This window comes from Mesorhizobium sp. M7A.F.Ca.MR.245.00.0.0 (genome assembly GCF_003997415.1).
Classification (GTDB): Bacteria; Pseudomonadota; Alphaproteobacteria; order Rhizobiales; family Rhizobiaceae; genus Mesorhizobium.
On the sequence record NZ_RZTE01000016.1, the window covers coordinates 105191 to 117094 of the forward strand.

11 protein-coding genes are annotated in these 11904 nt (G+C 63.5%); 4 read left to right on the top strand and 7 right to left on the bottom strand.

Annotation, left to right across the window (positions count from 1 at the left end; translation table 11 throughout):
• Positions 1-185: 185 nt before the first annotated feature.
• Genes EOB80_RS18035 through EOB80_RS18050 form a run of 4 tightly spaced genes read right to left on the bottom strand, consistent with a single transcriptional unit; the run spans position 186 to position 4610 of the window.
• Positions 186-1103, bottom strand: a complete 918-nt coding sequence (locus tag EOB80_RS18035) for a sugar ABC transporter substrate-binding protein (protein WP_127328851.1) — start codon at positions 1101-1103, stop codon at positions 186-188.
• Positions 1104-1117: 14 nt separating this feature from the next.
• Complete coding sequence (locus tag EOB80_RS18040) at positions 1118-2113, bottom strand: ABC transporter permease (protein ID WP_127328852.1); 996 nt, start codon at positions 2111-2113, stop codon at positions 1118-1120.
• On the bottom strand, positions 2113-3111 hold the full coding sequence (locus EOB80_RS18045) for an ABC transporter permease (protein ID WP_245466373.1): 999 nt from the start codon (positions 3109-3111) through the stop codon (positions 2113-2115). The genes EOB80_RS18040 and EOB80_RS18045 overlap by 1 nt, the downstream gene beginning before the upstream one ends.
• On the bottom strand, positions 3108-4610 hold the full coding sequence (locus EOB80_RS18050; protein WP_127328853.1) for a sugar ABC transporter ATP-binding protein: 1503 nt from the start codon (positions 4608-4610) through the stop codon (positions 3108-3110). The genes EOB80_RS18045 and EOB80_RS18050 overlap by 4 nt, the downstream gene beginning before the upstream one ends.
• Positions 4611-4883: 273 nt before the next feature.
• Between EOB80_RS18050 and EOB80_RS18055 the strand changes: the two genes are divergently transcribed.
• The 4 genes from EOB80_RS18055 to EOB80_RS18070 all read left to right on the top strand — a co-directional run bounded on the left by EOB80_RS18055 (position 4884) and on the right by EOB80_RS18070 (position 8469).
• A complete protein-coding gene (locus EOB80_RS18055) occupies positions 4884-5558 on the top strand; it encodes a GntR family transcriptional regulator (RefSeq protein WP_127328854.1) in 675 nt (224 codons plus the stop codon).
• 19 nt (positions 5559-5577) lie between these two features.
• On the top strand, positions 5578-5907 hold the full coding sequence (locus EOB80_RS18060) for an L-rhamnose mutarotase (protein WP_127328855.1): 330 nt from the start codon (positions 5578-5580) through the stop codon (positions 5905-5907).
• A 235-nt stretch (positions 5908-6142) separates the two neighbouring features.
• Positions 6143-7654: an altronate dehydratase family protein gene (locus EOB80_RS18065; protein WP_127328856.1), complete on the top strand. Its 1512-nt coding sequence runs from the start codon at positions 6143-6145 to the stop codon at positions 7652-7654.
• Between the two features lie 68 nt (positions 7655-7722).
• Positions 7723-8469, top strand: a complete 747-nt coding sequence (locus EOB80_RS18070; RefSeq protein WP_127328857.1) for an SDR family NAD(P)-dependent oxidoreductase — start codon at positions 7723-7725, stop codon at positions 8467-8469.
• Between the two features lie 14 nt (positions 8470-8483).
• On the opposite strand, the gene EOB80_RS18075 is transcribed toward EOB80_RS18070, so the two are convergent.
• Genes EOB80_RS18075 through EOB80_RS18085 form a run of 3 tightly spaced genes read right to left on the bottom strand, consistent with a single transcriptional unit; the run spans position 8484 to position 11903 of the window.
• The gene (locus EOB80_RS18075) at positions 8484-9389 is read right to left on the bottom strand and encodes a dihydrodipicolinate synthase family protein (protein ID WP_127328858.1); all 906 of its coding nucleotides are present in this window, start codon (positions 9387-9389) and stop codon (positions 8484-8486) included.
• 7 nt (positions 9390-9396) lie between these two features.
• A complete protein-coding gene (locus tag EOB80_RS18080; protein WP_127328859.1) occupies positions 9397-11109 on the bottom strand; it encodes an IlvD/Edd family dehydratase in 1713 nt (570 codons plus the stop codon).
• A 14-nt stretch (positions 11110-11123) separates the two neighbouring features.
• A complete protein-coding gene (locus EOB80_RS18085) occupies positions 11124-11903 on the bottom strand; it encodes an SDR family oxidoreductase (RefSeq protein WP_127328860.1) in 780 nt (259 codons plus the stop codon).
• Position 11904: the final 1 nt, after the last annotated feature.

The following is an 11904-nucleotide window of genomic DNA, read 5'->3' on the forward strand; positions in this document are numbered from 1 at the left end:
TAGCTGATGCGAAAGAGTGGGCATGGCGTGGTCCTGTCCGGGTGGAAACCAGATCGCCAGTGCAGATTGCTTATTCCACAAACTCTGTAGAGTTAGTTTATTCCAATTCTGCCGCCGCTATTAGAATTTCTCTCTCTGGCAAGAAAAGGAGGCCGGCCCGAGTACACCGGGCCGGCCTCCTCGTATCAGAACGCTGGTTCGACCGCGTTGACGTTGTCCTTGGTGACGACGGTCAGCGGGATGGGCAGCCGGTCCTTGACCTGCTTGCCGTCGATGATCTCGGCCATCGTGTTGATCGCCAGGCGGCCATCCTCGACGGGCGACTGGACGATGGTCGAGTACATTTCATTGGTGCGGATCGATTCGAACGCATCCTTCTGGCCATTGATGCCGACGATCGGCGGTGCGGCCTTGGAGGGGTTGGCCTCCTTCCATGCGTCGATGAAGCCGCGGGCCATCGTGTCGTCATTGGCGTAGACGCCGCTGATCTGGTCGCCGAAGCGTGTGATCAGATTTTGCTGGTCGAAGTCGGCGTTGACCGTGTCGAGCACCTTGATGTCGGCATTGGTTTCCTTCAGACGGTCGGTGAAGCCGCTGACGCGTCCGATCGTGGTGCCGTTGCCGGCCTGGCCGGCGATGATGACGACGGAGCCCTTGCCGCCGAGCGCCTTGCTCAGCGAGTCCGCCGCCAGCTTGCCTTCCTCGTAGACGTCAGGCCCGGTGAACGACTTGATGAACGGCTTGGCATCGTCGCTCATCGGTGAATTGATGAGGATCGCCGGAATGTTCGCCTGCTGCGCGCGCGCCAGCCCCGGTATGTATGCCTGCGGGTCGAGCGGCCACAGGATGATGCCGTCGACCTTGCGCGCAACGCAGGTGTTGAGCTGCTCGGTGCCTTTCTGGACATCAAAATCCTGGCTGAGGCTCAGGATCTTGATGCCGAGTTCCGCGGCGCGCGCCTGAAGCGCCTTGTTGGCCGGCGTCGCGTAGGCATGCGAATCCGCTGCCGTCACGTAGCAGACCGTCTTGGCGCTGGCCCAGCCCGTCGATGCCAGCACAGCCGCCACGGCGGCGACGTGAAGCATGCTTTTCTTGCCAATCATGTGTTTCCTCCCAATCATGTGGTTCCTCCTTGAGTGATTGGATTGTCGCGAACGAGCGCCGGGCGCGTGCCCGGAGCCCTCCCCTTGGTGGTAACGGCCCGATCGAGCACGACGAGCAGGATCAGGATAAGCCCGGACACGACCTGCTGGACGTATGCGGGAACGGACTGGAACTCCATCGCGATGGTCAGCGAGCCGATCGTCAGCACGCCGCCGAGCGTGCCGAGCGCGGATCCCCTGCCGCCTTCGAGACGAGTTCCGCCGACAACGACCGCGGCAATGACGGCGACCGTCAGTTCCGAGCCGAAGACGGGCGAGCCGGTGTTGGTGACGAGGCTCTGGAGAACGCCCGCCAGGCCGGCAAGCGTGCCGGCAAAGACAAAGCCGAGAAAGACGATACGGTCCGAGGCGATACCGCTTTCCTTGGCAGCCGCCGGGTTGGACCCCACCGCAAAGACGTTGCGCCCGGGTATGGTGCGCGTCAGCCAGAAATGCAGCAGCACGATCAGGGCAATGAACAGCGCGCTGCGGAGGGTGAAGACATCGAGATAGATCTTGGCCAGCGCCAGGGAGAGCATGATGTCGGTTCCGGTCACCGGCTGGCTGTTGGTGATCCAGTGCGCGAGCGAGCGGAAGATGAGCATCGTCGCGAGCGTCAGCACGAGCGAATTCACCTTCAGGCCGACGACCAGCATGCCGTTGACGGCGCCTGCCAGGGTACCGACCAGGATGCCGACGATCGCAGCAGGCAGGATGCCGATCTCTCGCTGCAGGATGACCGACACGATGCCGGCCAGGGCAAACACCGCGCCACCGGAGAGGTCGATCTGGCCCGATATCAAAAGCACCGTCAGGCCGATGGCGATCAGGCCGATCGTCGCCGCCCGGTCGAGGCCGAGGCCGAGGGTCGATGCCGAGAGGTAGCCGGGGACCACCAGCGCGGAAACGATGAGCGTCAGGCCGAGAATGATGACGACGCGATGCTGCGAGACAAGCGAAAGAAAACGCATCACGCCACGCCCCGTTTGCGTAGCGCCGCATCCATGCCGACGGCGCCGACGATCAGGATGCCGAGCACGAAACCCTGGATCGGCGTGCGCACACCGTCGAGCACCATGACGTTGGTCAACAGTTGCACGAAGATGAGGCCGGCGATGGCCCGTGGCACCGATCCGAAGCCGCCGACGATCGACACGCCGCCGACCACCACCGCCGTGATGGCACTGAATTCGTAGCCGCCGCCGATGAGCGGCCGCGCGCTCTGCAGGGTCAGCCCGAGCAGGCCGCCGCTGATGCCGGAAGCGAGTGCTGTGATCACGAAGGCGCCAGCCTTCACGGCCTGCACCGGAACCGCACTTGCCTCGGCGGCGCTGTAATTGCCGCCGGTGGCAAGCGTCCATCTGCCCCAGAAGGAGCGAGACAGGACGAAATGGCCGACAAGAGCAATGACCAGGAAGATCAGCACCACGACCGGAATGCCGAACAGCCGGCCCTTGGCGAATTCGGCGGAGGCGGGATTGCTGCCATAGACGATGACCCCGCCGACAGCCGCCTGGACGATGCCCAGTCCGATCGTGCCGATGCCGAGCGTGGCGATGATGGGGTTGATGCCGACATAGCCGACCAAGACGCCGTTGAGCAGGCCGATGAGGCCGGCAAGGCCGACGGCCAGGACGAAGGCCGGCAGCGGCCCGATCATTGGCTGCAGCCCGAGCGACAGGATGGCGCCGCAGGCGATGGTGGCCGGCACCGAGAGGTCGGCCAGGCCGCCGACCACGAGCACGAAGGTCATGCCGACGACGACGATGCCGACGATGGACATCGAGGTCAGGACGTTGAGCAAATTGCCTGATGTGAAGAAGGCGGGGCTGACGAAGGAGCCGTAGAGCATCACGGCGAGGATGGCGAAGGCCAGCCCCGCCTTCGACAGGACACCGACAAGCCTGCTGCCACGCGTGAAGCGGTCGTTGCGGTTCACACCGCCGATCTCCATGGCCGCTTCGGTCACGCCATCTCCTCCCCCGTGGCCAGCGCCATGATGCGCTCCTCGCTCAATTCGCTGCGCAGGAGAGGCTCGGAGGCATAGCCATCGCGCATCACCACCACGCGGTCGCAGACACCGAGGATTTCGGGCAGCTCCGACGAGATCATCACGACCGCCATGCCGCCGGCGACGAGTTGGCCGATGATGTGGTGGATCTCGGCCTTGGCGCCGACGTCGACGCCCCGCGTCGGCTCGTCGAGGATCAAGGCCGAAGGTTTGGCGGCAAGCCATTTGGCGATGACCACCTTCTGCTGGTTACCGCCCGACAAAAGGCTGATGCGCCGTTCGCCGTCGGGCGGTGAAATTGAAAACTGCTTGACCGAGTCCGCGGCAAGCGCGTGATCGGCGCTGCGGCTGATGCGTCCGAAACGGCTCAGGCGGCGCAATATGGGCAGGCTGATGTTTTCCCGGATCGACATTCCAGGCACGACGCCGTCGCCCTTGCGATCTTCGGGAACATAGGCAATGCCTGCGCTGACCGCCTGGGATGGCGAGTTGATCGAGACCTTGCGTCCGTTGACGCTGACCGAGCCCTCGACAAGCCGCGACAGGCCGAAGATTGCGCGGGCGACCTCGGTGCGGCCAGCACCCACCAGCCCGGTCAAGCCCAGTATCTCGCCGGCGCGTACATCGAAGCTGACATCGCGGAAGCGCGTGCCGTCGCTGATGCGTTCGACGCGCAGCACCGACTTGCTGATCTCGGCCGGGCTTTTCGGGAAGACATTGCTGACTTCGCGACCGACCATCAACCTGATCATGTGAGCGGCATTTATGCCTTCGATCGGCCGCGTCTCGATCATTGAGCCGTCGCGCAGCACAGTCACCTCGTCGGCGATTTCGAGCACCTCCTTCAGTCGGTGGCTGATATAGATGATGGCGATTCCGTCATCGCGCATCTTGCGCAAGATCCGGAACAACGCCGCCGTCTCATGCTCGCTGAGGCTGGATGTCGGTTCGTCCAGGACGATGATCCTGGGCTGCGCCGCGTAGGCCTTGGCGATCTCGACGAGCTGCTGCTGGCTGATCGACAGGTTGCCGAGCCGTTCACGCGGGTTGATGGCCGCTCCGAGCTCATCGAGGACGGCGGCTGCAGCCCGGATCATCTCGCCCTTGCGCAGAAAGGTCCACTTGCCCGGCATGCGGCCGAGATAGACGTTTTCGGCGACGCTAAGGTCGGGGACCAGATTGATTTCCTGATGCACCATGCGGATGCCCAGCGCCTGGGCATCGGCGGGCCGGCGCATGCGCACTTCGGCGCCGCCGACCCTGATTGTGCCGCTGGTGGGTGCGTAGGACCCGTTGAGCACTTTCATGAGCGTCGATTTGCCGGCGCCGTTCTCACCCACGACCGCATGAACGGTGCCGAATTTCACCGCGAAATTGACGTTGGACAGAGCCTTCACGCCCGGGAACGTCTTGCTGATGCCTCGCATGTCCAAGGCGCAATCGGCGGCGACAGTCATATCTGGCTAGGTTCCTCCTGGCGGCTGGCCGATCGTCCTCGGTATCGGCCATCGATATGTTAGTATAATAGTCGCTTCAACGCAGCTCGACGGATTGAATTTCTCACCGCGGATGATGACTATTGCACTAATATAACAGTTCTGGCAAGCTGGATTCCGGCGGTCGTTATGGACATCGTGTCCACCGACACCCGACCGCTTCCATTGGATGCGCTCCGATTGACATTCTAGTATTATCTGGCCATTTCTGGTGAACGAAGACACGGATTTGCAATGGACCTGGATCCTTCGACGCTCAATCGGGCTCTTCCGCTCCGCGATCAGATCTACCACAAGATCCGCAATCTGATCGTCGTCGGGCAGCTGAAGCCGGGAGAGGTCATCAACGAAGTCGCCATCGCGGAGGCCCTGGGGGTGTCGCGCACCCCGGTGCGCGAAGCGGTCAAGCGCATCAGCGACGAGGGCCTGGTCAAGATCTTGGCACAGACCGGCACCTATGTCGCTCCGATCAGCCGGGCCGACCTGGAAGAAGCCTATGTCATTCGGCGGGCACTGGAGATGGAGAGCGCCCGACGCGCGGCCGCCAAGTTCACAGCGGCGGCCAGCGAATTGCTGGAAGACAACATGGCGGCGCACCGGCTTGCCATATCCCGCGGCAGATATGCCACCGCGATACAGCTCGACGATGTCTTCCACCGCACCATAGCCGAGATCTGCGGCCTGCCGATGATCTGGAGATCCGTCGACATCTCGAAGGCACAGATGGATCGCGGACGCTATCTCGCCATCCCCAGACCGGGCTATGGAGAACAGACGATCGAGCAGCATGAGGCCATTTTCGACGCGCTCAAGCGCCACGACGCCGAGGGTGCGGCGCAAGCGATGGAACACCATCTCGAGACGTCGTTCCGCAACACGCTCGAAGTCGCCGCCGACCTTCTCGGCTGAAGCCTCGCGAGCCACCGGCATGCAAAGAATGGGACTTTGTATCGGCGTGAAAGCCGAGGCGATCGCGGACTACAAGCGCGTCCACGCCGCCGCCTGGCCCGAAGTGCTCGACGTCATCAGCCGCGCCAACATCCGCAACTATTCGATCTTCCTGCGCGAACCGGAGAACCTTCTGTTCGCCTGCTGGGAGTATCACGGCAGCGACTTCGCCAAGGATGCGGCGCGAATGGGCGAGTCGCCGGCGATGCGCAAATGGTGGGAGCTGTGCGACCCCATGCAGACGCCACTGCCGACGCGCGCCGACGGCGAATGGTGGGCGGCGATGGAAGAGGTCTTCCATCTCGACTGACCGTGTCCCGGCCGGGCGGCGATCCGTTGTTTCATCCAGCCGTTTGCCGCCCTCAAACTGCGCCGCAAGGCGCACTCATCGCACGCCACTCACCTAACCGATCCGCCGCAACGCCCTGCAGTCCAGGCCTTTCGAAACCGCACCTTGACCACTGACATTCTATTATATTAATATTCCAAATCACTTTTGCCTCTCGACGCTCCTTGTCGGGGAGAGCTTTTTCAGAGTTTGGGTTATGGCACGGTTCATCAAGCTGTCGGATACCGACAACATTCTTCTGGCGGTCGATCCGTTGAAGATCGGCGACAAAGCCGGGGACGTGGCAGCGAAGGCGCGCATACCCCGCGGGCATAAGATGGCCCTGCGCGACATCGGCTCGGACGACCCGATCGTGAAATACGGCCAGACCATTGGCTTTGCGCGGGAACCCATCGTCGCCGGCGACTGGGTTCACGAGCACAATGTGTATCTGCGCAATTTCGAACGCGACTACGTCTTCGGCACCAATACCAGGCAAACCGAGATCGTTGCCGAGGCCGAGCGGGCCACCTTCATGGGTTACCGCCGGCCGAGCGGCAAGGTCGGCACGCGCAACTTCATCGCCGTCCTGACGTCGGTGAATTGCTCTGCCAGCGTCGCCCGGTTCATCACCGACGAGGTCAACCGGTCTGGCATCCTGCGCGACTATCCCAATATCGACGGCATCATCGCACTCGTCCACGGCACTGGCTGCGGCATCGACGCCAAGGGTCCCGCTTACGACCTGCTGAAGCGCACGCAATGGGGCTTTGCCACGAACCCCAATGTCGGCGGCGTGCTGATGGTCGGGCTCGGCTGCGAAGCGTTCCAGATTCCGCGCTGGATGCAGTCGTACAACATCGAGGAGAGCACGATTTTCCGCACGATGACGATCCAGGAAACCGGCGGCACGCGAAAGACAGTCGAGGCCGGCGTCAAGGCGATCGTCGACATGCTGCCTACGGTGAACGCCGCCGAAAGGACGCCGCAACCAGCCTCCGAACTGGTGCTAGCACTGCAATGCGGCGGATCGGACGGTTACTCCGGCATCAGCGCCAATCCGGCACTGGGTGCTGCGGTGGACCTGCTTGTCGGGCAAGGCGGCACGGCCGTGCTCTCGGAGACGCCCGAAATCTATGGCGCCGAACATCTTCTCGCCTTGCGCGCCGAGAGCCGCGCGGTGGGTGAAAAGCTGATCGAGCGCATCCGCTGGTGGGAGGATTATACCGCCAGGCACGACATGGAGATGAACAACAACCCTTCGCCCGGCAACAAGCTGGGTGGGCTGACGACCATCCTGGAGAAATCGCTCGGCGCCTCCGCCAAGGGCGGCACCACCAATCTGCGCGCAGTGCTGGAATATGCCGAGCCGATCAACGAGCGCGGCCTCGTCTTCATGGATACGCCTGGCTACGATCCGGTCTCGGCCACCGGGCAGGTCGCCGGCGGCGCCAACATATTGTGCTTCACCACCGGCCGCGGTTCGGCCTTCGGCTGCAAGCCGACGCCCTCGATCAAGCTTGCCTCCAACACCTTTATCTTCGAGCAGATGCGCGAGGACATGGACATCAATTGCGGAGACATACTGGACGGCGTCTCGCTGGCCGAGAAGGGCGAGGAAATCTTCGCCGAGATCCTGCGCGTCGCATCCGGCGGGCGCACCAGGTCGGAAGCGCTCGGCTATGGCGACAACGAGTTCGTGCCATGGAGCCTTGGCGCAACCATGTAGCGATATCGCCCGCCTGCGCAGGCCGGCCTTTATCCCGGAAGTTGCTCAAACGGAAAGAACCGCTCGACATGAACAGCATCGATCTTGACGGCCAGCACGCTGTCGTCACCGGCGGCGCCCAGGGCCTCGGCTTTGCGATGGCCAGACGTTTCGTCGCCTCCGGCGCGACGGTAACCTTGTGGGATCTCGATGAGGCCCGCCTCGAAACCGCCAAGAAGGAACTCGGCAACGCCGCCACGACGGAGATCGTGGACGTCGCCGATTGGGTGTCGGTGGACGCGGCGCGCGCCAGGACCGAAGAGTTGGCCGGCAAGATTTCCATTCTGGTCAATTCCGCCGGAATTGCCGGCCCGGCCGCCCCGCTCGACGTCTACGACATCGAGACGTGGAAGAAGGTCATCGATGTCAATGTGAACGGCACGTTCTACGTCAACCGCGCCGTGGTTCCGGGAATGAAGGAGCGCAATTACGGGCGCATCGTCAACATAGCCTCGGTGGCCGGAAAGGAGGGCAACCCGAACGCATCAGCCTATTCGGCCTCGAAGGCGGCGGTCATCGGCCTGACCAAGTCGCTCGGCAAGGAGCTGGCGCAGTACGACATCGCGGTGAACTGCATCTCGCCGGCCACGGCGCAGACGCGCATCCTCGAACAGCTGACGCCGGAGCACATCGAATATATGCGCTCGCGCATTCCGCGCGGCCGCCTGCTGGAGGTCGACGAAGCCGCGGCGATGGTCGCCTGGCTCGTCTCCAAGGAGAACAGCTTTACAACCGCCTCCACGTTCGACCTGTCGGGTGGACGGACGACCTACTGAAAGGCAGTTGCCGTTCAGCCAGGCAACCGACCCAGACCAATCGCAAAGCGCTCCACCATTGCGAGGCCAGGCTCGCCTGGCCGCATCGCCGGAGCCCGGTCATGTACCGGGATGCCGGCGCGGGCGCCGAACAGCCGCTTGCCGTAACAGACCAGGCTCTCGATGCCTTGCATGACGAAGACGGCAGCTGGCAATATTCTTGCATATTCAGCCTCGGCCGTGACTTCGTCTCCGGCGCGGAACGCATGATAGGCGCGCACGGCATAGTCGGCGCAATCCGGCGCCAGGATCATGCCGCGGCAACCGATGCGGAAATTGTCGACCAGTTCCAGGCCGCCGCGTCCGTTGAAAACCGGTATCCGGCCTTCGGCGCGCTCGATCAGCCCGGCGATGTCGGTGACCGGACCTTCGCCCTTGATCAGCCTTATGTTGGGATGAAGCGTGACGAGTTCGCGGATTTCGTCCGATGACAGGCCGCGCCCGAAAAAGGCCGGCGCGTTCTGGATCGCCACCGGCAGGTCGGTCGCCTCGGCGACGCGGCCGAAGAACTTGATGTATTCCGGCGCACCATAGGATCCGGCTGGCGGCGGCTGCAGGATCACCCAATCCGCTCCGACGCTTTCGGCATGGCGAACCTGCGCCACCTGCTCAGCCACAGAAGAACCGAAGATGGTGAAGGCGAGCGGCACTTTTCCTGCGGTGTCTTCCGCCGTCCAGTCCATGATCGTCCGACGCTCGGCCTCGGTCAGCTTGGCGACTTCCGTTGCCAGGCCGAGCGCCGCCATGCCGTGCACGCCGGTCGCGAGGCAGATCTCGACCTGCCGACGCATCGCCGCGCGGTCCAGCTGTTCATTCTCGTCGAACAGCGCGTAGAGAATGGCGTGAATACCGTGGAAATCATCTGGTTTGAATTTTGTCACGCGTACCTCAATGGCTTTCGCGCGGGATGGCGTGGCCACGGCATCCGACGAGAAAATCGAGGTCGGCGCCGCGATCCGCCTGCAGGACATGGTCGACGTAAAGCCCCTGATAGCCGCCGCGCATCGCCGGGACGGGCGGTAGCCAGGTTTCACGACGCCGCGTTAATTCCTGTTCCGACACGTCGAGATGCAGCTTCCTTGCTTCGACGTCGAGCTCGATGAAGTCGCCGCTCCTGACCAGCGTCAGCGGGCCGCCGATAGCGGCTTCGGGTGCGGCATGCAAAACGACAGTGCCGAAGGCGGTGCCGGACATGCGGGCGTCGGAGATGCGGATCATGTCGCGCACGCCTTGCTTCAGCAGCTTCCGAGGCAGCGCCATGTTGCCGACTTCGGCCATGCCAGGATAGCCTTTCGGCCCGCAATTCTTCAGCACCATGATCGACGCATCGTCGATGTCCAGCAAGGGATCGTCGACGCGCGCCTTGTAGTCGTCGATGTCCTCGAAGACGACGGCGCGGCCGCGATGCTTCATCAGCGCTGGCGAGGCGGCGGACGGCTTGATGATCGCACCGTCGGGCGCCAGATTGCCGCGCAGCACCGCAATGCCGCCATGCGGCGTGAGCGCTTTGTCGCGCGGGCGGATCACCTCCGGATTGTAGTTTTGGGCATCACTGATGTTGTCGCGCACGGTCTTGCCGCTGACGGTCAGCGCGTCGAGATCGAGCAGATCGGCCATCTCCTTCATGACGGCCGGAATGCCACCGGCGTAGCAGAAATCCTCCATCAGAAAGCGGCCGGATGGCATCAGGTCGAGGATGGTCGGCACGTCGCGGCCATATCGATCCCAATCGTCCAGCGTCAACTCGGTGCCGACACGGCCGGCGAGGGCCAGGAGATGCACGACCGCATTGGTCGAGCCGCCGATGGCGCCATTGACGCGGATGGCGTTGGCGAAGGCCGCCTTCTTGAGGATGGCCGACGGGCGCAGATCCTCATTGACCATCTCGACGATGCGCCGCCCCGTCATGCGGGCGATGCGGCTGCGGCGCGCATCGACAGCCGGATAGGCGGCGTTCCCGGGCAGCGCCAGGCCGAGCGCTTCGACCATCGAGGCCATGGTCGAGGCCGTGCCCATGGTCATGCAGTGGCCGGGCGAGCGCGACATGGCGCTCTCGGCATCGGCGAAATCCTGCTCGCTCATCACTCCAGCGCGAACGTCTTCCGAAAACTTCCACACATCGGTGCCGGAACCGATCTCCCGGCCCTGGAAGCGGCCATTGAGCATCGGACCGCCTGAGATGACGATCGACGGCAGGTCGCAGGAGGCCGCGCCCATGACCAGCGACGGCGTGGTCTTGTCGCAGCCGGCCATCAGCACGACGCCCTCCATCGGATTGCCGCGGATCGCCTCCTCGACATCCATCGAGGCGAGGTTGCGAAACAGCATCGCCGTCGGCCGCAGATTGGACTCGCCGCAAGAGAAGACCGGGAATTCGAGCGGCAGGCCGCCGGCTTCCAGCACGCCCGCCTTGATATGCTCGATCAGGCCACGGAAATGCACGTGGCAAGGCGTGAATTCGGAGAATGTGTTACAGATGCCGATCACCGGGCGGCCGTCGAAAGCATCATCGGGCAGGCCGTTGTTCTTCATCCAGCTGCGGTGGATGAAGGCATCCTTGCCCAGCCCGCCGAACCACTGCTGCGATCGTCTCTTAGTCATGGTCTTTCCGGCGTTCAGGCGGGATGCTGGAGCTGGCTCAGTCCACCGTCGACGACGAGCGTGGCCGCGTTCATGAACGGGCACTCGTCGGAAATCATGAACACCGCGGCAAGCGCGATCTCGTGCGCCGTGGCGATGCGGCCGCCGGGGTGCAGTGCCATGGTGTTGGCGCGTGCTGTGGCCGGGTCGGCAAAGCTGTTCCAGTAATCGATCGCCTTCTGCGTCTCGACATAGCCCGGCGCCAGCGCGTTCACGCGCACGCCTTGCGCCGCATATTCGAGTGCCAGCGATTTGGTCAGGCCGAGCAGCGCGTGCTTGGCGACCGGATAGGGGAAGGTATGCGGGATGATGGTGAAGCTGTGCGTCGAGGCGATGTTGAGGATGGCGCCGCCGCCGCTCGCGATCATGCCCGGCAGCACCGCCTTGCTGCAGTTCCAGGCTCCCTTGACGTTGACGTCGAAGTTGCGGTTCCACTCTTCCTCGGTCGCCTCGAGCGGCGTCGAGAACACATTGACCCCGGCATTGTTGATCAGCGCGTTGATCGGGCCGATCTCGGCAGCCGCTTGGCTGACGGCAGCCGCAATCCCGGCGCTGTCGCTTATGTCGACTGCCGCATGTCCGACATGGCCTTGCGGTGCGGCGAGACCGGCGACTGCCTTGTCCAGCAACGCGCCGTCGCGGTCGACCAGGAACAGTTTTGCGCCTTCGGCCAAACAGGCTTCGGCGATGGCAAGCCCGATGCCTTGCGCTGCACCCGTCAGGAAAATGCGTTTGCCGGAAAGGCGCTCAACCATT

Excerpts from the sequence above, each read along its gene's own strand:
- EOB80_RS18065 (WP_127328856.1), top strand. The coding sequence starts at position 6,143 with ATGGCACGGTTCATCAAGCTGTCGGATACCGACAACATTCTTCTGGCG.
- EOB80_RS18070 (WP_127328857.1), top strand. The coding sequence starts at position 7,723 with ATGAACAGCATCGATCTTGACGGCCAGCACGCTGTCGTCACCGGCGGC.
- EOB80_RS18085 (WP_127328860.1), bottom strand. The coding sequence starts at position 11,903 with ATGGTTGAGCGCCTTTCCGGCAAACGCATTTTCCTGACGGGTGCAGCG.
- EOB80_RS18040 (WP_127328852.1), bottom strand. The coding sequence starts at position 2,113 with ATGCGTTTTCTTTCGCTTGTCTCGCAGCATCGCGTCGTCATCATTCTC.
- EOB80_RS18060 (WP_127328855.1), top strand. The coding sequence starts at position 5,578 with ATGCAAAGAATGGGACTTTGTATCGGCGTGAAAGCCGAGGCGATCGCG.
- EOB80_RS18035 (WP_127328851.1), bottom strand. The coding sequence starts at position 1,103 with ATGATTGGCAAGAAAAGCATGCTTCACGTCGCCGCCGTGGCGGCTGTG.
- EOB80_RS18050 (WP_127328853.1), bottom strand. The coding sequence starts at position 4,610 with ATGACTGTCGCCGCCGATTGCGCCTTGGACATGCGAGGCATCAGCAAG.
- EOB80_RS18080 (WP_127328859.1), bottom strand. The coding sequence starts at position 11,109 with ATGACTAAGAGACGATCGCAGCAGTGGTTCGGCGGGCTGGGCAAGGAT.
- EOB80_RS18055 (WP_127328854.1), top strand. The coding sequence starts at position 4,884 with ATGGACCTGGATCCTTCGACGCTCAATCGGGCTCTTCCGCTCCGCGAT.